The sequence below is a fragment of the Polaromonas glacialis genome (assembly GCF_000709345.1).
Taxonomy (GTDB): Bacteria; Pseudomonadota; Gammaproteobacteria; order Burkholderiales; family Burkholderiaceae_C; genus Polaromonas; species Polaromonas glacialis.
The window spans coordinates 1,067,303-1,086,041 of the sequence record NZ_KL448323.1 but is presented as its reverse complement, the minus strand read 5'-3'; the positions used below and the strand labels follow the sequence as shown (position 1 = coordinate 1,086,041).

18 protein-coding genes are annotated in these 18,739 nt (G+C 57.1%); 10 read left to right on the top strand and 8 right to left on the bottom strand.

Annotated features, from left to right (window positions below; genetic code table 11):
• The first annotated feature begins 33 nt into the window (after positions 1-33).
• The 3 genes from EC86_RS0105595 (at position 34) to EC86_RS0105580 (ending at position 3,560) form a co-directional block, all read left to right on the top strand.
• A complete protein-coding gene (locus EC86_RS0105595; RefSeq protein WP_051675736.1) occupies positions 34-1,818 on the top strand; it encodes a serine/threonine-protein kinase in 1,785 nt (594 codons plus the stop codon).
• A gap of 106 nt (positions 1,819-1,924) precedes the next feature.
• Positions 1,925-2,311, top strand: a complete 387-nt coding sequence (locus tag EC86_RS28550) for a hypothetical protein (protein ID WP_156955224.1) — start codon at positions 1,925-1,927, stop codon at positions 2,309-2,311.
• Positions 2,312-2,843: 532 nt separating this feature from the next.
• Positions 2,844-3,560, top strand: coding sequence for a hypothetical protein (locus tag EC86_RS0105580; protein ID WP_029524688.1), 717 nt, complete (start codon positions 2,844-2,846; stop codon positions 3,558-3,560).
• 858 nt (positions 3,561-4,418) lie between these two features.
• Here EC86_RS0105580 and EC86_RS30345 read toward each other — a convergent pair.
• Positions 4,419-4,547 carry a hypothetical protein gene (locus EC86_RS30345; RefSeq protein ID WP_269635689.1) on the bottom strand — a complete coding sequence of 43 codons (129 nt, stop codon included), beginning with the start codon at positions 4,545-4,547 and terminating at the stop codon, positions 4,419-4,421.
• 308 nt (positions 4,548-4,855) lie between these two features.
• Here EC86_RS30345 and EC86_RS0105565 point away from each other — a divergent pair, with 308 nt between their 5' ends.
• From EC86_RS0105565 to EC86_RS0105550, 3 genes are all read left to right on the top strand, one after another.
• Positions 4,856-5,743, top strand: coding sequence for an IS982 family transposase (locus tag EC86_RS0105565; protein ID WP_029524686.1), 888 nt, complete (start codon positions 4,856-4,858; stop codon positions 5,741-5,743).
• 258 nt (positions 5,744-6,001) lie between these two features.
• Complete coding sequence (locus EC86_RS25930; protein ID WP_036771873.1) at positions 6,002-6,685, top strand: DNA-binding protein; 684 nt, start codon at positions 6,002-6,004, stop codon at positions 6,683-6,685.
• Positions 6,686-6,720: 35 nt separating this feature from the next.
• Positions 6,721-7,146, top strand: a complete 426-nt coding sequence (locus EC86_RS0105550) for a DUF6088 family protein (protein WP_029524685.1) — start codon at positions 6,721-6,723, stop codon at positions 7,144-7,146.
• 89 nt (positions 7,147-7,235) lie between these two features.
• Here the strand turns inward: EC86_RS0105550 and EC86_RS0105545 are convergent, their stop codons facing one another.
• Positions 7,236-7,490, bottom strand: a complete 255-nt coding sequence (locus EC86_RS0105545; RefSeq protein ID WP_036771870.1) for a helix-turn-helix domain-containing protein — start codon at positions 7,488-7,490, stop codon at positions 7,236-7,238.
• 265 nt (positions 7,491-7,755) lie between these two features.
• On the opposite strand from EC86_RS0105545, the gene EC86_RS0105540 reads away from it, so the two are divergent.
• Entirely contained in the window at positions 7,756-8,172 is a 417-nt protein-coding gene (locus tag EC86_RS0105540) for a hypothetical protein (protein WP_029524683.1), read from the top strand.
• 272 nt (positions 8,173-8,444) lie between these two features.
• A complete protein-coding gene (locus EC86_RS0105535; RefSeq protein WP_232229800.1) occupies positions 8,445-8,813 on the top strand; it encodes a hypothetical protein in 369 nt (122 codons plus the stop codon).
• Here the strand turns inward: EC86_RS0105535 and EC86_RS0105530 are convergent.
• Complete coding sequence (locus tag EC86_RS0105530) at positions 8,810-9,670, bottom strand: metallophosphoesterase (RefSeq protein ID WP_029524681.1); 861 nt, start codon at positions 9,668-9,670, stop codon at positions 8,810-8,812. The genes EC86_RS0105535 and EC86_RS0105530 overlap by 4 nt on opposite strands.
• A gap of 17 nt (positions 9,671-9,687) precedes the next feature.
• Positions 9,688-10,350: an HAD domain-containing protein gene (locus tag EC86_RS0105525; protein WP_051675735.1), complete on the bottom strand. Its 663-nt coding sequence runs from the start codon at positions 10,348-10,350 to the stop codon at positions 9,688-9,690.
• 391 nt (positions 10,351-10,741) lie between these two features.
• Here EC86_RS0105525 and EC86_RS0105515 point away from each other — a divergent pair, with 391 nt between their 5' ends.
• The gene (locus EC86_RS0105515; protein WP_029524679.1) at positions 10,742-11,020 is read left to right on the top strand and encodes a hypothetical protein; all 279 of its coding nucleotides are present in this window, start codon (positions 10,742-10,744) and stop codon (positions 11,018-11,020) included.
• A gap of 345 nt (positions 11,021-11,365) precedes the next feature.
• Here the strand turns inward: EC86_RS0105515 and EC86_RS0105510 are convergent, their stop codons facing one another.
• Together EC86_RS0105510 and EC86_RS0105505 are read right to left on the bottom strand one after the other, a co-directional pair.
• The gene (locus tag EC86_RS0105510) at positions 11,366-12,718 is read right to left on the bottom strand and encodes a hypothetical protein (protein ID WP_156955223.1); all 1,353 of its coding nucleotides are present in this window, start codon (positions 12,716-12,718) and stop codon (positions 11,366-11,368) included.
• Between the two features lie 212 nt (positions 12,719-12,930).
• Positions 12,931-13,992: a ParB/RepB/Spo0J family partition protein gene (locus EC86_RS0105505; protein WP_084181179.1), complete on the bottom strand. Its 1,062-nt coding sequence runs from the start codon at positions 13,990-13,992 to the stop codon at positions 12,931-12,933.
• 890 nt (positions 13,993-14,882) lie between these two features.
• Between EC86_RS0105505 and EC86_RS0105500 the strand changes: the two genes are divergently transcribed.
• Positions 14,883-16,292, top strand: coding sequence for a transposase (locus EC86_RS0105500; RefSeq protein WP_084181177.1), 1,410 nt, complete (start codon positions 14,883-14,885; stop codon positions 16,290-16,292).
• 221 nt (positions 16,293-16,513) lie between these two features.
• On the opposite strand, the gene EC86_RS0105495 is transcribed toward EC86_RS0105500, so the two are convergent.
• A complete protein-coding gene (locus EC86_RS0105495) occupies positions 16,514-17,857 on the bottom strand; it encodes a tyrosine-type recombinase/integrase (RefSeq protein WP_084181175.1) in 1,344 nt (447 codons plus the stop codon).
• Between the two features lie 331 nt (positions 17,858-18,188).
• Positions 18,189-18,539 (bottom strand): hypothetical protein, encoded by a 351-nt coding sequence (locus tag EC86_RS0105490; protein WP_029524674.1) that lies wholly within the window; start codon positions 18,537-18,539, stop codon positions 18,189-18,191.
• Positions 18,540-18,739: the final 200 nt, after the last annotated feature.

Here is an 18,739-nt window from a genome sequence, read left to right as displayed (position 1 = left end):
TCAAATGTCACTTTATCTGGACCACTGACCCCCATGAGCGCACTGCCGCCCGAAGATGACCGCACCATCATGCCTCCTTCAGGAGCCACGGGGCCTGGGGCATCCAGTGCCCAGGACAATGACAGCAATGTTCTGCAGTCCGGCGTGCGACTTGGCGAATTCGAAGTTCTTAGCGTCATCGGCAGCGGTGGCTTCGGGATAGTTTATCTGGCTTACGATCATTCGCTGCAACGCAAAGTCGCCCTGAAAGAATACATGCCTTCCAGCCTGGCTGCACGCTCGAGCCTGCTGCATGTCACCGTAAAGTCAGAACGACACGCCGAGACATTTCAGGCTGGAATGCGCAGTTTCATCAACGAAGCTCGGTTGCTGGCGCAATTCGACCATCCTTCCCTGCTGAAGGTTTACCGGTTCTGGGAAGCCAATGGTACGGCTTACATGGCGATGCCCTTTTACCAGGGGTTGACCTTGACGCAGACCTTGCGCGGACGGGAAACGCCGCCAGACGAAGTGTGGCTGAGATCGCTACTGGCGCCGCTACTTGATGCCTTGGAGACGCTGCACGCCGAACAATGCTTTCACCGGGACATCGCGCCCGATAATATTTTGATGCTGGCAGACGACCGGCCGCTACTGCTGGATTTTGGCGCGGCGCGACGCGCCATCGGCGGCATGGCACAGGCGTTCACCGTCATTCTCAAGCCAGGGTATGCGCCGATTGAACAATATGCCGATGTCGCAACCATGCAGCAAGGCGCTTGGACCGATCTTTATGCGCTTGCTTCGGTAGTTCATTTTGCCATCACCGGCCGTCCGCCAGTTCCGTCAGTTGCACGCATTGTTTCCGATCCGCAGATACCGCTGGCGAAAAGCGCGGCCGGTCGATACAGCGATGCATTCCTGCAGGTGATTGACAGAGCGCTTTGCGTCAAGCCACAAGACCGGCCGCAAAGCGTCGCCGAATTTCGCTCTCTACTCGGCCTGCAAAGCGCAAAGGCCAAAGAGCCACCACCAATAGTGCGTCTGCAACCGAAAGCGCCGTTAGCCATCCAGGAATTCAGCAGCACAGACCGCAAGCGCCCCACGAACATACACATGCGTGTCATCGCGATGGGGGCCGTGCTAATTCTGGCGGGTGCGGCAGTGAGTTTTTGGCTCGTGACGCGAGACGCGGCGGTGCCACCTGCGTCCAAAGTGCTGCCGAACAGTCAATTACCGCCGACAGAACAAACAGTGCAAACGACAGCGCAGCCGGCTCCAGCAGAGAATGCATTGCCAGTGGCAAAGCCGGTTGACCCGCTCAAGATGCTTGAGGAAATCATCCAGGCCCGCAACACCGAACACACCGTGTCGATCTCTCTAGACAAGCGACAGGTACGCATTGGCAAGGACGCTCTTCGCTTCTCAATTCGTTCCTCCAAGCCCGGATACGTCTATCTGCTCATGGTCGGAACCGACCAGTCACAGTTTTGGCTATTGTTTCCCAATGCCATTGACAAAAACAACCGTATCAGCGCTGACAGACAGCTTGACTTACCCCGTTCGAACTGGCGCATGGACGCCGCAGGCCCACCGGGTACTGACCACTTTGTTGCTATCGTGTCTGAATCGCCGCGCGATTTCGGTCATGCGGGATTGAAGCCCAATGGTCCATTTTCAGAGTTTCCGCTTACGGCAATAATGCTTCCCGAAAAAGAATCTTTAGGAATGGCGCCGGTATTTGCCGGTAAGGTAAGTTGTTCCGAGAATCAAACCTCAATCTGCTCAGAGCTTTATGGTGCCGAAATATTCACCATCGAAGAAATATTAACTCGATAGTTACGCAAACAAATTTTCTGAAAATGAAAGTAATCGCCCGATTTCAGACTGCCCCCTAACTTGGTAGCGCAATAAGTCAATCAGCTTACCCTTCGAAAACGAACCATTGGGCAACGAAAACCTCATCGTCTGCGGTTTGTTTTACGACATCGAAAAAATTACCTGCTGCTTCGCCAGCGAAAAACATTACGTCCGCATCGAATATAACTGCGTCGTTCTTGGACCTTATGATGAACTCCACATAAGGCACACGCCAGGCGCCACTTCTTCGAGTTCCACGCGAAACACAAGAGCCAGATTGCTGGATAAGCGCTGCACTACATTGAACAATGTTTACGAGATCGAGCCCGAGGTCAAAAACCTGTGCGCGGAGGAGCTCCAGCGAATCCGCCACGCCCGCTCAAAGCCGCTGGCCGACGCACTGCACCAGAAAATCGTGCTGCAGCGCAGCCTGACCCTCGACGGCTCGGCCACGGTCAAGGCACTGGACTAATTCACGTCCGTTAGGATGTCGGCACAGGAATGTAGGGCCAATTGCCAGCGCCATCAGCATGTCGATCAGACAAAACTTAGTTCATGGCTGAGTACACTTTTATTCTTCTTTTTGTCATCTACCTAACAGGGAAATAGTTAACGGATGGGATCAATGAACGAAATGTTTAAGCAACGATGTGAAATTCACAACTTACCAAAATTCAGTTAGTCACTTTAGGCACAATTAAAGTGACTTACAGTAAATCGCAAGTCATTCGTTCGTGGAAAAATTTTTGGTAGAGGGGATGAGGATTGAACTCACGGCCGCTGCATTGCGAACGCAAGATTCGCATATCTGACACCTTATCTCGACCTTTCCCAATCGCGCCTGAAACCCAAATATTCTTCAATGATATCATGTAGTTATCAAATTTCAAGCCGTTTCATGTGGCCATGAGCCATGCCGCTTCATCACGTACTTTCCCGCTCATTCCCGCTCCGCACTGGCGCAGATTTGGCGCGCCATTGGCGCAGAAAAAAGACGCACCTCCATGCCCAATGCCCCCAGCGACATGCTGAATTATTTCATCCAGACCTCGCCCGGCGGGAGCCTGGAGGTCGCCCTCGCCTGCGCTGCAGACGGTCAGCCCCATTGGCAGGCACTGTTCGAGCATGGGCTGATTGGCGCTGTTGCCGATGATCCACGTCTTGAGCGCCGCCTCTTTAACCATCTTTGCATTGACGCGGTTCAAATCCACGGCAATCCCCTGCTCAAAGCCTATCTGGCAAGGCTCAGCCCGAAGCATGGCGATCGCATTTTTTCGGATTCAGCCCTGCAGGATAAAAATCACCCGGTCAACCATGTCTTTTCCAAGGCTGCCTTTACGACGCCAGGAGGGGCACTTGCACGCGAACTGCTGGCCACGTTTATCGCAGCAGGCCTTCAGGGGAAAAAACTCCATGCGCTGGCGATGCGGCGGCACAAGGATGTCCAGCGCGCCTGCAGTTTTGGAAACCAAGCGTTCTTGGATCTCTTGTTTGAGCATCTGCAGCCCATTCCCACAAAGTTGCTGATCTACGTCGTTGCAGATGACACGCACAGCAGCACCCTCCTAGCTAACCTGATCGTTGCAGGCGCCGTGCCGTTGACCGATTTCACCAACCCAAAAGTGCATCGTTTCGCCAGCATAAAAGCATTTTCATTGCTCGACGCGATGTCAGCGCGCGCGACACGCGAACCTGAACGTTTGACCTTCGCCGGCAAATAGACGACCGTAATCCTCAGGCGGCCTGGCGCTCTTACTTTGCTGTAACTTTTGGCACTGTCAGCAATATCGTGATTTTTCCGTCGCTCACGGCAGGTTCGATGCGCTGCGCACCCAAGTAGTCGAGCACTTTGCACCAGATCGCTGAACAGGCCATTTTGGGCGCCTATGCACAGGGCGTGCTCATCCGGGCTGTGGCGATGCGGCTACTCGGAATGGACTGGCAGGGCCATCTTCTGCAACGCATGAATATCCATGGGATCCCACGCCCCCAAGCTTGCGCGCAAGATGTGGCAGGAATGCACGCGGATGCAAATTTTGTATTGGCTGGACTGCAGCCAGTTTAAAAGCCCAATAATTTCTTCCCCACAATGCGATGACTCGGCGCATCAAGATCGCATTTCCTAACACAGGACCGCAGATGACTCTGGCCTACAGGTGACTGGATATGGGAGGCACGGCATCCACAGGTGACTGAAATTGGGAGAACTGTTCATGAGGAAAAAATTGTCCTCCCAAGACAAGAATATTTTGAGATTCATCAGGGTTTACCCTTTATTTTGGCGTCGAACTGACAATTCAATGGCTCCTGAAGGCGACAATTCCCACCGAAATTTCCCCAGTAGGGCTGGAATTTTGGTACAGGTGACAGTTTGTGGGAGATATTTCCCTGTGAGAACACAAGCACGCTCCGGAAAGCGAACATAAACAAGGCTTTGGCCTTGATTTCGTCATCAATCTGATAACTCAGTCGCCCCCTGAAGGCAAAAAAATCCTGAAGTCACTTTTTGGCCACCTTGAAATCACCTTGGTACGGGTGGAAGGCGCCTCAGGTGACTGTTTATGCGAGACTTTTAGCCTTTAGCATCCCACGCCAAGATCTTCGGCCGGCGACGCAAAGCCGGCGCAGACGCGGCTGATGAACAGGTGCGCCAGCAACGGCGCATCAGAAAGCAGCACCGTCTGGACGGGTTTAAAAACACTGTTCATATACAGCATATGGCCCGCACTGTGCAGAGCACCAGAGTTTGCGTGCCTTTATGGCACGTGTAGCCAAATTATTTGCGGATTCAACCTTTGCCGTCCCTCTGCTTGACCTTGGAAAACAATCAAATAGGCGCACCCCAGGCTAGAACTCGAAGCCAGTACATCTGGTCCCGTTACTGATCCTCTTTGTAGACGACCTTGAAAATGTATTTAACCTGAGTTCTGGATAAGCGGAGCCTCCGTGCGGCGTGCAAACAGGATGTGACTGACTGCAGAATTGGCGCATCCGATGCCTATGGAGGTGCCCCATCATGGACAAGACCACAGAGCTGTTCTGCCTCATTGACGACTTCTGCCAGCAATTTGAGCCTCTGCTTGAGCAGCGTCTGCTCAACGAGGGCGGCGACAAACGGCGGCGCAACCGGGAGTGCGCGATGGCGCTGTCCGAAATGACCACGATTGCGGTGCTGTTTCACATGATGCGCGGCCGGCAGTTCAAGGAGTTCTACCGGGGCATCGTGTGCCGCTTCATGACCTCGGAATTTCCCCGCCGACTGTCATATACCCGCTTCGTGGCCTTGATGCCGCGTTGCGCTGTGGTGCTGGCGGCCTTGTTCGAGACGCTCAAGGGCACCTGCACAGGCTTGTCGATTGCCGACGCCACACCGCTGGCCGTCTGTCATAACCTGCGCATCAAGCGCCACAGGGTTTTCAAGGATATTGCCCAGCGCGGCAAATCGTCCACTGGCTGGTTTTACGGCTTCAAGCTGCACGCGGTCATCAACCATCGAGGCGAACTGCTGGCCATCAAGGTCACTCCGGGCAACGTTGATGACCGAAAGGGATTGCTGGCCATCGCCTCAGGCCTGTTTGGCACCCTGTACGCCGACAAGGGCTACATCGGCAAGGAGTTTTCGCAGAAGATGAAGGACAAGGGCATTGACCTTGTCACGCGGGTGCGCAAGAACATGAAAGAGGTCATGCATTCTGAGTTTGACCAGGCGCTGCTGCGCAAACGCTCGCTGGTGGAAACCGTTTTCGATGAACTCAAAAACCTGTGCCAGATTGAGCACACCCGGCACCGTTCACCCATGAACTTCGCCGTCAACCTAATGGCCGGCATCGTGGCGTACTGCCTGCAACCCGTGAAGCCTTGCATTGCAGTATGGGATTCTCGGGACCCCTTGGCCGTGAACTGACTCCCTTCGTTATCCAGAACTCAGGTTATTTAGGCACTATGTGACCTGCCTTGGTTTTATAGGAGTGAAATAAGAACTGCTTACGCCGCGCCGCGGCCCCCTGACCAAACCATAACTTGAAACAATCTAGAAATCTCTCTTGACCATAAGCCAGGAGGTCCCAGCAACCGCAATCACCGTAATCACCGTAATCACCGTAATCACCGTAATCACTGTAATTACAGTAATTACGGTGATTAACCCCCAGGAGAACATCGCATGACACGCAAACTTGCTACAAAAGAAGCCGTTTTCGCCGCAGCCGACGCACTGCAGGCCCAAGGACTTGAAGTGACGGTCGAGAAAGTCACGGCCCAAACAGGCGGCAGTCACTCGACAGTCGGGCCTCATCTCAACGCCTGGTTCGCGACCCAAAAAGTGCATCCCACCCACCCGGCGCCCGCGTCGATCGAGCGACTCTGCAACGCCTTGGGCAACGCGGTGTGGGCCGAGTCCATGCGCGAGCTGCAGCTGCAGCTCGCCGCTGCGCAGGAGCGAGCCGCTGGCGAGTTGGAGCACACCAGCATCGCTCTGGCCTCATCGATCGCGAGCAACGAGACCCTGCAAGCCCAGAATGACGAGTTGACAGGCAAGATCGACGCAAAAAACGCCCAGATCGCCTTGCTGCAGTTGCAAATCCAACAGACTCGACCGCATCTTGACGAGTTACAAAAAGTTCAGTGCCTCGCTGACGAACGGCTTGCAGACAACCAGCAACTCCGAGAGCAGATCGCCAAACTCGAGGGCGCAAGGCAAGCCGTCGACATCCAGATGCAGCACCTGCTGGCGTTGATTTCTCCGCCGCGAAAGCCTCGGCGCGTAAAGACGAAGGTCGATATCCAGGCGGTGTCGAGCCTGACCGCCCTCAACAGCGGACCACTGACAGCGGCTTTTCAAATTTGACAGCCGTTGGAGTTTCTCATTTGGGTCGCGACGCCATGAAGCTGTCCGATCGTCTTTTGCGTCTGATCGAACGCCAGCCAGGCAATGTGATCTTCCGGGCCGAAATCGCCGGACTGGGCAGCCCTGCGCAGATCACCGCCGCATTGACTACCCTGATCGATAAGGGAGTCATTGTGCGGATCAGCCTCGGCATCTACGCCAGGACGCGCAAGAGCTCAGTCACCGGAGCCACTGTTCCGGCCGGCAGCTTGGAAACGCTGGCGACCGAGACCCTCAAAAAAATGGGGGTGCCATTCAACTTGGGCCGCGCTGCTGCTGCCTACAACGCAGGCGATACGCACCAGTTGCCTGGCGCGTTTGTCGTCAACACCGGCGAGCGGCGCATCAGCCGAAAAATCACAGTAGGTGGGCGCACGCTCGGGTATGAAAACAATTGGCAGCGAATGACGCCAGGCGATTGAGCCAAAGACTGTTGCCAAGGTCTTGGCGTCATGCAAGGCCTGATTTGCCGGCCGTCACGCCGGGCCATAAGGTTCCGTCGCCGTGCCGTTCACGCCTGGTCATAGCCGAGGTCCGGGCTGCGCTTTGCATGGGCTTCCATCTGCAGGGCCAGGTCCGAGACGCTCAGGCCCAGGGCATCCGCCAATGCACAGATCGTGTCCAGCGCCGGCGCGCTCAGTCCCCGCTCGACCAGAGATACATAGTTGGTATGCAGGTCCGCTTTTTCAGCCAGCGCTTCCTGGGACAGTCCTTGCGCCTTCCTACAGTTTCGAACGGCTTGGCCAAATGCAGCGATACGATTCATCAAACATCCACGGCCGTATTGGCCAACCGGGAAGTCTTGCGGAATACACAGCTACAATCCACACAATATATTGTGGGTTTTACATATGTTTTTTGATCTTGATGACGGTGCAAGACAACTGCCTGCGCGCAAAGCAGAGTTTTTGAGCGCGCGTGGTGGCCGAGCAGCCCGATACCGGTCCGTATGTTTCATGCAGCACAGCGGCCCGTTGTGCGCCAAAGCCTCGGATGCTTTGTCCGGTTCACGCTTGACGGAGGAGTGCTAAATGTTTGCATCGTATGAACCACTTCAACTTGTCAATAGAACGTTCGAGGAGGACATCAAAGTCGGGTTGACATTGACGCCAATGTTTTTTCTTCAGCCGAAATATGGCTTTTACGTTGCAACCTTGGGTGGGGATTCACAGCTCACTGTGCTCATAGCGCAAGACAGCGTTTTGCGCGAAAACATTCTCAAATCGTATGAAAGGCCTCATTTGAAGTCGCTTTTAATTTTTGAGGACAACGACGAATCCACCGGACTGCGGGCAATGCATAACGTTGTCAAAATTTGGGAGTGGTACAGCGCTACAAATCAGAAGATGCGGCTTTTATTTGAGAGCGACACAGGCCAGATTTTCGGCAAGGGCGCTGGCCTGGAGCCCTTGGATAACAAAAAACTGCTCTGGTCATTGCCTACGTAACCGGCGTGACCGCAACTGATACGGGCGACTTGGCTGGTCAGCCGTAGAAGGTGGCAATATTGATCACGCCAGCCCTGCCCTACCGAATACTGGACCGCCAGGCCGGGCTGCCTTGGGCACCTTGATCATCTGGAGGTCCTTCGATCGCTGCAAAAGTGGGTATTGATTTGTGGCTCAGGAACGATCAGATTATGGTTTTCGTGCTTCCTGGACGGTGCTAGGCAAACCACCAACTTTATTGAAAGCCTTCCAGCAAAATGGCTGCAGATCCGTTGACCGACGACATGCTCCTGCAGCGCCTGGCGGCCCGGGTCAAAGCTGCCAGCGTGAATCAGGTGGCGACGCCAATCTCAAGATTTACACGAAATTATGGCCTCGTCCTGGATCGTGCAACCGCAGGCCAGTTGCAGGTGCTCAGCCGCCATGGTGAGCAGTTTGTTTTGCTCAGCATGGCGCAAGTGCGCAATTTGATCCCGCCCGAAGACCAGCGCACGATGGCCGAACTCTTTGCGGGATTGCCGACGTTATCGGGGCGACCACCTCTGCGTGCCCAGTCCCCTGGCAATGCCGCGACCGCGGCGGATCAATACCGTCTACCCCCTGGTCTGCAAAATAGCAGCCGATGGCGGAAAACCCCTTAAATCTCGACCAGGAGCGCCGGGTCAAAGCGCGCGTTTTCGAAGCTGCGCGCCCGGCGCCCCAGCGGATAGCCGCGCGGGTTGCAGACAACGCGCACCGAGCGATTGGCATCGGCAAGGCGATAGTCGCAGGCGTCGTGGGTATGCCCGTGAATCCACAGCTTGGCGCCCAGCAGCATCTCGTCTGGCAAGATTGATCCAAAAATGCTGGTCAGGGGATCGTCCAGCCACTGCGGCGCGCACGAGTTTTGGTGAGGGAAATGGTGGGTGATCACCACCGTTTTAGCCGGATCGCCCTTTGATAATTCAGCGCGCAACCAAGCCCGGCTATGTTGGTGCCGCTCCAGCGTGTGCGCCGCCGTCAGCCGACCCTCGTACGCCTGGCCTGGGCTCATCGTGACGCCGAAGCCGGGCGCTGGCTCGTAGCACCGGCTCTGCGGCTCGGGCGCGAGGCCGGCCGCGATAAGCCGAAAATCGTTGAGCCGGCATTCCGACACTGCCATGTTATTTGCTCTGGATTCGATCCCGAAAAACTCAAAATCGGTCCAGAGCGTCGTGCCCAGAAAGCGGATACCGCCGATCGTAACCGCCCCGTTTTCCAGAAAATGAACATTGCTTCTAGCGGCTTGCTCCTTCAGTTCGGGCAACAGGACGTCCCAGTGACCGCCATAGAACTCGTGGTTGCCGGCCACGTAGATCACTGGCTTATCGGGAAACGTCCACTGCGCCCAGGCGATGCCCTGCACGCCAAGATGAATATCGCCCGCCAACACGATGACATCGGCGGCATCGACCGCCTCATGATCGGCCGTGAACCCGGCGAACTCGAGATGCAGGTCGGTTAGGACATAAAGTTTCATGTGGAGGCCCGGGTCGGTTAAGAGTAGGCGCCGCTTTGCATGCGCCTCAGGATGCTGAACACCATCGCCTGACCCTCTGGTTGTTCCAGCCACGCGCCCGGCAGGGTGCCATCCAGCGCAGGCAATGGCTCCGCCAGCCAGCTTTTGAGCCAGGCATCCGCGTCAAAACCGGCTGGGCAGCCGGACTCCTGGACCATTTGGCGGACCTGATCGAGCAAGCTCGCCTGGCCAAGTCGCGCCCGCAATTCGCATGCATGCGCTGCGGTAAAACCAACTGCTGAATCGCACAGGATGAGGTTGCCACAGCAGGGCGCAAACAGATATTCCCGGTCATCGATCGCCAGCCAGGGCGCGCCATCCGACCGGTGGGCTCGGAGCCAGTCGACGCACTCCCAGTGCCTGGTAAACAAGCCCAGCCCGTTGGGCGCCATGGTCTCATTGGCTCGGCGATAGTCCGGGGTCACGCCGATGATTCGCCCGGAAATATCGGGCGAAAAATGCTCGCGCAACCGCGAAATCGGGCGGTGCCGGTAGGCAAGTCGCCAGGCCGACGAGATGACCACCTGCACCGCCGGATACTCCCTGAGCACTTCTTCAAACAGAGGCAGGTGGCAAAACAACTCGTCTCGTGCGCAGGGCTCCGAGTGCAGCACGCCGTCGAAATCCAGGAAAACGATCATTCCCAGCCGCCCGCCAAGTGGAGTCCGCGATCACCGGGCAGGCCCGGGACGTGCCGCAGGGCGGCGTGCGGTCTACCGCAAAATCTTCCGGCGAACTGGTGATGGCCGGCCATGTCTGCTGAACAGTGAGGCCGGTAACGCAAGGCCAAGGCGCGATGGATGGTCATGGTGCTGGGTTTATTCGTGCTGCCAACCACCATGATCGACCTGCGCGGGGCCCGCTGTAAAGCACTGTCGGAAGTTTTTTGGGCCAGATCGTTTAGGGTGTAGTCAGCTCACTTGTTCGCGTTGTTTAACCGTAAAAAATTCCTTGCCTGGTTGAGATTTTTGACCCTGACAGGTGATCAAATGACCTGCAAGCATGCACATTCAGCGTTCCTAAGAGGGCCCGATGCCAAAATCCAATGCGCAGGATGACCTTGGTTTTCTGGATGGCGTGACTGCCACGGTCATGCTGACGCCCAGCGGTTTCACCGCGCACCTGTCGACAGGCGAGGTCCTCAAAAACCCGGATCCTGTTGCGCTTGCCGACATGCTTGTCGCTGCGGGACTGACCGCGCAAGCGGTCCGGATGCCGGATTGGCGGGAAGGCGACCACGCTCCCTTAACCGGCCAGAAAATTGCATTGATACAGCGCATGCGCCATGGATCGCTCGGGCCGGGCCGGTGAAACGAATTCCTCGACCATGACGATCGCTGTGGGGTGTCATTAGGTCAAAAACACGGGACAAATCCAGGCGATTGGGTGTCCATTTTCTGTCGGTCCCATCATTTCTGTCCTCGTGTACAAGATGCGAAACCTCCAAAATGCGTGGGGGCCGCCCAGCCAGCGCCAGGGTTCACAATCCCCTTTCCCTACCCTCTTGGGACACCATGAACCTTCCGGAAATTCGTGCTTCGAGGCTGCTCATTCCCTGTCGTCATGCAGTCCCGCTTGTTCAGGTGCAGCCATCCAGTCGCGCCTGGGCATCGAGCGCCGGGCGGGCCAGCGGCCAGGCGTAGCCTTTGCAGCGGTCTACTTTCGTGCCCCTTTGCTGCGGCTTGCGCGGATCTGTTGCGCCAAGCTGGACAGGTCCAGCGGCCTGACCGGAACTGCGGTCTGGATGCTGCCCAGCACGATCACCACTTTTTTGGGCTTGACGGAGCCGCCGCTGCGCCTGCGCATCCCATACCAAGCCACCGTATCGGCTGTCGACTCGCCGATCACGCCTGCGATGTCGGACGTGTCCCAGCCCTCTTCGCGCATCTCCGTGACCAGAGCATGACGGAATAAATAGGCCGACAGGATGACATCTTTTTTGCCAGTGCCTTTGCGCGGAAACAATTTGACAGAGAGCCTGGCCAGGTGCGCGCGCAGTCCGTCGGCCTCGGCGACGACGGACATCGGCCCTCCCGCATCAAGTGTCTGGACAAACCACGCCGGCAGGCTTTCCCTGGCCAGAGCAAACTGCCGCCAAAGCTGGCCGGCCACGCCGTCTCGAACTTTCGCACCCAGGATGCGCACATTGACCACGCCGGCGTCGGCCGTGACGGCCACCCCCTTTTCAAGCTCGGCCGGTCGCAATCCGCAATGGCGCAGCAGCACGCCGGCTGCCCGATAAGTCAGGGAACGCTCGTTGAGCGCCAGAAACTCATCCTGCCACCCGTCGCGCAGGCCGCGCAGTTGCTGGCGTTTCGACACTGAGCGGACGGCCTGCTTCCCGGTCATCTCAAGCAACTGGATCCGGTCCAGGCCATCGATGACTGCTGCGTCGTGCAGACAATGCTGCAACTCGCGCACCATTTGCTGCCACGGTTGCGACAGATTTCCGTTGCGCTGCAGTTCATCCTGTGCCTTGAGGGCCTGCGCAATTTGAGCAAGCACCCGGCGTTTAAGTGCACTGCGCATCGCGGAGAACGTCTGCTTTTTGGGCGCGTGCCGGCTCATGACGACCTCGATCGGATGGCCCCACGGGTACTGCAGAAGAGCCATTTCGGCGTCTAACCGGGCACACTTTTTAGCGTAATCTTCGAGCGTTGAGTCCGAGGCCTTCGTGTCCTTTCTGGCCTTTCTCGCTTCCTTTTCGCTGGAGATGAGCAGCCTGGCTTTTTTGACGATGGCGAACGCTTCGTCGCGGCCCAGCAGTTGGGGGAGTTTGGACAAGCCTTGCCCGCCCGGCCCAGCGTCTGCACTTTTCGGCGGCGTACTTTCGGGCTCGACCCTCATGTTCGCTGGCGTTGAGGCTTCGGTCACGATCGCTTTTTCGACCGCGTTGTCCTGCGTTTTCGATGCTCGTTCCGATGCAGGCTCGGCCTGCATCGGGTGTCCGGTGGCTGCAAGCGCTGCGCCAACCAACGGCGCCAGCAAAGCTGCCTTGTTGCTTGTCACACCCCCTGCCTCCACCGGTCCGTATGCCCCGCCTTTGCTACGCAAACCTTCTCCTCGCGGATCAGGTACGGCCCACATTACCGAACCCTCCCGTGCCACCCCTGGTGGGGTGTTACTGTGAGGTTGCGGCAATGTGATTTTTCCTTCGTTTGCGTATCCATTTATCGTGACCGTTGCAGTGACGTTTGCGCTGCTGCTCGCAGCCGAATGGCTCATCGCGCAGCCACCGCTGGCGTGCTGTCAGATCCGCTTGAAGCGTCTGTTTTCCTCGCCTTCGATGCCGTTTCGCTGTCGATGCCGTACGCGTTCGGGCTCGCGTTTGTGCCGGCGATGTGACGCTGCAGGAACGCATCGATGTGCTTGTGCAGCGCTGCCTGCTGCTTGTCGGTGAGCGCAATGCCAAGCGTAATTTTTGCGTGCCCGCGCTTGTCGATCTGCACGCTGCCGACCTCTTGGCCGGCACAAGAAAGTGCGCCATTGAAGGGGGTGTCGGACCGTCCGACACCCCCTTTTTGCACTCCTACAGCAGGCGCTGCTGCGGCCGCGACGAGCAGCGTGACCACCTCTTTGGCGGCAGGCCGATCCGGTAGTGCTTTGATGGCTCGTGCTGCGCTGAGCACTGCTGACTTGTTTTTGGTGAGCGCTTGGCTGAGCAGATTTTCGAACCGGTATTGCAGGTCCGCAGTTGATGTGAATGCTTCAATGACCTCATCGGGCAGGCTGGCCAATTTGATCGCCGCGCTGACATCGCTGTGATGCCGGCCGATGTGGCGGGCCAGCGCCCGGGCGCTGGACGACAGGCCCGTATCGATCGCATGCTTTAGTTGCCGGCCGAACTCGAAAGGCGAAAGGTCTTGTCGTGCGATATTTTCCTGCAGCGTTTCGAGCAAGCGTTGCTGCTCAGGCACCTGCTGGGCTTGCTTAACAATCGCGAGCACGGGCAGCCTGGCCTGGATGCAAGCGCGTAGGCGACGCTCGCCGGTGATCAGTTCGTAGTCATGCGCGGCTGTCGGGCCGTCCAACTGCACGACGGAGATCGGCACCGAGTTTCCACCCGCCGCCACGATGCTTTGATGCAGGCTCTCAAACTCGTCACTTTCAAATGATGCGGGGTCGCGATTGGGCATCTGAATTGCGCGGATGCGGTGAGGATCGATTCGGCGCAGTTCGCCGAGGGAAGTCGAGGCAGGCGGCAGGGTCGGGCTGGGTAGGCTGTTGCCGAGGGTGTCGTCCTGTGGTGAAACTAGCGAGTGGGTGTCAGCGGATGTTTTCATGTCGGTCTTTTTGAAGCGAACAGTTCCCCGCTTCCGAAGATGCGGGCTTGAGGTTACGGTGGCCGTTGCCGTAGTTGCACTGATTGACCGTCAGGGTCGCGATCCTGATTCACGCCGCCCGAAGGCAGAAGCTTTTTGTTGCGCAGTGCTTGAAATCAATTTAGCAAATTAACGGGCACGCAGGGACTGGGCAGCCCGGTTAAGGCCGGTAGATTTGCCCCTTCAGCGGGTCAGACACAGGCAAACACCGCATTCAGGCGAGCAAAGCGGTAAAGCGACATTGGCTTGAGGCAAGACTTGAGACTCATCCACTGGCAGCACACTGCAGGCGGCGCCGACTGGCTGAGGCTGGCCCAGTGCTGTCAAACGTTACGCGCAAGGCGCCGGTGTGCGCTAGATCGACCTGCATTCAATGCAGAGCGGCCAAGCCACGAGCGGCCGGCATCGATGCAACAGCGAGGCTTTACACGGGCTGACCCCGCCGTTGCAGATCCACCCGAAACATGCTTGGCCTTGAGGAAATAGCAAATCTTTAGCCGGCTAAAGATTCGTGACGGACGGGCCGCCTTGGCTGCTTGGCCAGCCAGCGCTAGCGCACTGAAGTTTAGGCGCCTAAATTATGAGCCTCAGGTACAGCGTATCTTTAGGCGCCTAAAGATTGGTGATGGATGGGCCGCTCTGTCTGCTGGCCAGCGTGGCAATTAATGGTCACTCTTAATTCCTGGACAGTGATAAGTTTTTCTTGTCATTGAGTCGGTTTTTGGGCAAGTTGCAGAATTGCCAATTCCATGATCACGTCGATTTATTTCTGCATCAACAGTTTTATGCACTCGTAGTTCCTGAGTTGCTTACACACTGGTCGATGCGAGCGATTTCCAGGAAACGCCCTCATGAAGCTATGGACCCAGTGGCTCCAGGCGGTACGCACCCTGCGGCCGGCCTGTCAGCGCTCACTCACCTTTGTGTGGATGACTCTTGTCTTGATGGGGCTGTGCTGTCGCGCTGACAACTCTGGCGTCACCAGCTTTGTGCGGGTCTTGAACCTGCGCGGGGCGGCCTACCACCGACTGCTGCATTTCTTTCACAGCAAGGCGCTGGATCTCGATGTTCTGACGTCGTGCTGGGTGCGCCTGTGCCTGGTGCTGTTTCGCCCCTTTGAGGTCGGACAGCGCCTGGTCTGCCTGGCCGACGGGATCAAGGCGCCCAAGGAGGGCAAGCGCATGCCCGGTGTCAAGCTTTTGCACCAGCACTCGGCCAGCAACACAAAGCCTGAGTACATCATGGGGCACTCGTTTCAGGCGATTTCGCTTCTGGTTCACTCTGCTGAGGGACTAGCTGGCGCAATTCCTCTGACTTCGCGCATTCACGAAGGTCTGGTGTTCTCCAACCGGGATTCAAAAACGTTGCTCGACAAGCTGGTGGCGCTCCTGTTTTCGATCACGCGCATCTGGAACAGGTCCGTGGTGCTGGTGGCCGATGCCTATTACGCCAGCGGCAAGGTCATCAAGCCGCTTTTGGACAACGGGCACCATCTGGTGACGCGCGCCAAAACCAATGCGGTGGCATACCTGCCCGTGCCCAAGGTAGAACACCCCGGCAAAGGCAGGCCTCGCATCTACGGCCAGAAGGTTCGCCTCAAGCAGATGGCCCAGGACGATGGCGCGTTTACCAGCGCTCCCAGCCCGGTCTATGGCGAGCGCGATGTCGTGGTCCGCTTTCGTGTGTTGGATTTGCTGTGGAAACCGGTCGGGCGCATGGTGCGCTTTTGCATTGTTCACCACCCGCTGCGCGGGACGATCTTTCTGTTGTCCACCGATACGTCACTGGCGCCCTTGGAGATTCTTCAGCTTTACGGCTACCGCTTCAAGATCGAGCTGGGCTTTCGCCAAGCCGTCCATGTGATTGGCACTTATGCGTATCACTTCTGGATGCAGGGCATGAAGCCGCTGCGCCGTGGCGCGGGCGATCAGTATTTGCATCGAACCTCAGACGAGTACCGGGCCGGCGTGCGGCGAAAACTGCGTGCCTGCCACGTGCATGTCCAACTCGGCTGCATCGCGCAAGGTCTGTTACAGCACCTGGCCATCAATCACACCGCAGAGGTCTGGCGCTGCTTTCGCAGCTGGCTGCGCACCATGAATGCGGCCCTGCCGCCTTCCGAGCTGATTGTCGCCAATGCGCTGCGATCTGCCCTCCCGGTATTTATCGCGGTTCCCGCTTTGGCTCCTGACCTGACGAAAATCATGGCCAAATACCACCGCCATGACCCGCCCTCTGAAGGGCAACGGATAGCTGCGTGAACAGGGGTGAAAACTTGGCACTGTCCAGTGATGTGGATACGGCTGCATTAGTCGTCTGACCCCCATACCTTCGAAAGCGCCGGCCTGCGCCAGCGCTTTGTGCGCCATCGAACAAAACAAGAACCCATGAGAAAACGCTCTCCTGCCAAGCACTCGGGCCCGCACTCGCCGCACATCACGCCTGATTGATCGAGGCCTTGGCGGCCCTGCTTAGTCTCATCTCAAAGCGGAAGCGCTCTGGCAGCATGAGTGTTTCTAAGGCGCAAGGTCACCGGTTTGAATTCAGGCAGCACTGAGTGTTTGATCTTGCTTCGGCCCAGGCGCAGGTCTTCAAGATAATCAGACCAGGCCTGCATCATCTCCTGGCGCTTTGCAAGGAACTCGGCCCGGTTATAAGCCGTTCCGTTGGCATCCTTGACGGCGTGCGCCAGTTGCATTTCAGCCACCGCCTCATCGAAACCCAGGGCTTCGACGATCAGGGTGCGGGCGGTTGCCCTGAATCCATGCGCAGTCATCTCGTCCTTGGCGTAACCCATTGCCCGCAGCGCCGCGTTGACGGTGTTTTCGGACATCGGCCGGTCGCGATGGCGCTCGCCCGGAAACACAAGCGCCAAGTGGCCGGTCAGCAGGAACAATTCCTCCAAAACCTGCACCGCCTGCCTCGGAAGTGGAACGAAGTGAGGCTCCCCCACCTCTTTTTCGAGCTTCGTTCGCTTTAGCCGGGCAGACGGGACGTACCACAAGCCGTTGTCCAGGTCGAATTCGCACCATTGCGCCTTGCGAAGTTCTCCCGGGCGCACCAGCAGCATCGGAGAGAGCTTCAGGGCTGCACGAACGACATAGGTGCCTTGATACGCCTCAATGGCGCCCAAGAGCCGGGCCAACTCCTGAGGCTTGGTGATGGCTGCAAAATGATTGCATTGGGGCTTTTTCAATGCACCCTTGAGGTCCCGTCCCGGATCCGTCAGATCGTGACCTTCTGCAATCGCAAAGCGAAACACGTTGGAGCACGTTTCAAGCACACGGTGGGTGGTTTCGCGAACGCCGCGCGCCTCAACGCGCCTGAGCATGTCAAGCAGCATCTTTGGCGTGATGTCGCTCAGCAGCTGAGAGCCGATGAATGGAAATACATCGTTCTGGAGGCGGGCAATGACCTTGGAGCTGTAGCTCTGCATCCATTGGTCCTGGCGCACATGGAACCAGCGCCGGGCGACCTCTTCAAAGCTTCCCAGCGGGGCTTCTCCGGCTTCCTGACGACGCCCGGCTTCATGTCGCTCGACGATCACCGCACGCTGCTGCCGTCGGTCGTCGCTGGGATCCTGCCCTGCCGCCAGCATCGACCGTGCAACAGTAGCCTTCTGGCGGGCTTGCGCCAGCCCAACCTGCGGGTAGACACCAAGGCTCAACGTCTTGCGCTTACCCTGATACGTGTAGTCGAATCGCCAACCATGCGAGCCGCCGTTGACGAAGGGCAAAAGATACAACCCACCACCATCACTCAGCCTGCCGGCGCCAAACTTCAGCGCCTTGATGGTCCGGTCGCTCTTGATCATTTCCAAAGCCATATTTCGCTCCCCTTTCGCGTAAGCGCGTCCCTCGTTGATGAGTGATGCAGTAACTTTTCTGCAGCTACCTCGATTCTTTCGAGTTACTGCAGGAGTTACTGCAAAAGTGGCTGGATTGGGCCGGAATTTTTCGGACGTCCCCGGACAACAAAAAAGCCCTAAGGTGTTGATACCTAAGGGCTTTTGGACTTCGTCGGACTTCCGCGAAACTTTATATGGTGGCCTGGGGCGGAATCGAACCACCGACACAAGGATTTTCAATTCGTTTGTCGGGCAGGCGGACAACGGTGTTGCTCATTGTCTTCACGCAATACGTCGACATCGCATGCCATTACCGACACCGATGGACGATCTGTGTCCGTGCTTCAGTCTCTTCGTGGGCGAGCCAGTTGAGAATTTCTGCACGAACGTGCTTTCGCTCTCGGCAGTCACCGATCCTGATTGGCCGTGGGTAGCGCAACGGCTTGACCGAGCGCAAATTGCAAAGCGTCTTGCTCGACACCCCCAGAATCTTGGCGAATGCCTTGTCGCTCAAATAAGGGCCCTGCGGTAATTCGCTTTCGAGTCGACTGTAAATACTGTCAAACAGTGCCTGGCCCACTAAAGGGGCTGGCAAGGCAGTGATCCCTGTGGCTGTGGCTGCATTTACAGTGATGAGTTGCGAAACGACGTGCTGAAACATGACTAAACTCCGGCTTGACAAGCAATGGGACATCCATGGCGCCAATTTTCGGAATTTATCGATTCTTTGAGGGCCCAGTCCACACGTTTGCACAAACAGGAATGGGGCGTTTTCCAAATACCGTTCTTATCGCCAATCTGTTGACAGAAGCACTGAAAGTTGATCTATATTTTTTAAACACGGTTTCATGTGTCAGTTAC

What these genes read in the sequence shown, in the direction of transcription:
- EC86_RS0105540 (WP_029524683.1), top strand. Translation starts at nt 7,756, where the DNA reads ATGTTTGCATCGTATGAACCACTTCAACTTGTCAATAGAACGTTCGAG.
- EC86_RS0105525 (WP_051675735.1), bottom strand. Translation starts at nt 10,350, where the DNA reads ATGATCGTTTTCCTGGATTTCGACGGCGTGCTGCACTCGGAGCCCTGC.
- EC86_RS0105580 (WP_029524688.1), top strand. Translation starts at nt 2,844, where the DNA reads ATGCCCAATGCCCCCAGCGACATGCTGAATTATTTCATCCAGACCTCG.
- EC86_RS30345 (WP_269635689.1), bottom strand. Translation starts at nt 4,547, where the DNA reads ATGAACAGTGTTTTTAAACCCGTCCAGACGGTGCTGCTTTCTGATGCG.
- EC86_RS0105495 (WP_084181175.1), bottom strand. Translation starts at nt 17,857, where the DNA reads ATGGCTTTGGAAATGATCAAGAGCGACCGGACCATCAAGGCGCTGAAG.
- EC86_RS0105505 (WP_084181179.1), bottom strand. Translation starts at nt 13,992, where the DNA reads ATGAAAACATCCGCTGACACCCACTCGCTAGTTTCACCACAGGACGAC.
- EC86_RS0105490 (WP_029524674.1), bottom strand. Translation starts at nt 18,539, where the DNA reads ATGTTTCAGCACGTCGTTTCGCAACTCATCACTGTAAATGCAGCCACA.
- EC86_RS0105550 (WP_029524685.1), top strand. Translation starts at nt 6,721, where the DNA reads ATGAAGCTGTCCGATCGTCTTTTGCGTCTGATCGAACGCCAGCCAGGC.
- EC86_RS0105515 (WP_029524679.1), top strand. Translation starts at nt 10,742, where the DNA reads ATGCCAAAATCCAATGCGCAGGATGACCTTGGTTTTCTGGATGGCGTG.
- EC86_RS0105595 (WP_051675736.1), top strand. Translation starts at nt 34, where the DNA reads ATGAGCGCACTGCCGCCCGAAGATGACCGCACCATCATGCCTCCTTCA.
- EC86_RS0105565 (WP_029524686.1), top strand. Translation starts at nt 4,856, where the DNA reads ATGGACAAGACCACAGAGCTGTTCTGCCTCATTGACGACTTCTGCCAG.
- EC86_RS0105530 (WP_029524681.1), bottom strand. Translation starts at nt 9,670, where the DNA reads ATGAAACTTTATGTCCTAACCGACCTGCATCTCGAGTTCGCCGGGTTC.
- EC86_RS0105545 (WP_036771870.1), bottom strand. Translation starts at nt 7,490, where the DNA reads ATGAATCGTATCGCTGCATTTGGCCAAGCCGTTCGAAACTGTAGGAAG.
- EC86_RS25930 (WP_036771873.1), top strand. Translation starts at nt 6,002, where the DNA reads ATGACACGCAAACTTGCTACAAAAGAAGCCGTTTTCGCCGCAGCCGAC.
- EC86_RS0105500 (WP_084181177.1), top strand. Translation starts at nt 14,883, where the DNA reads ATGAAGCTATGGACCCAGTGGCTCCAGGCGGTACGCACCCTGCGGCCG.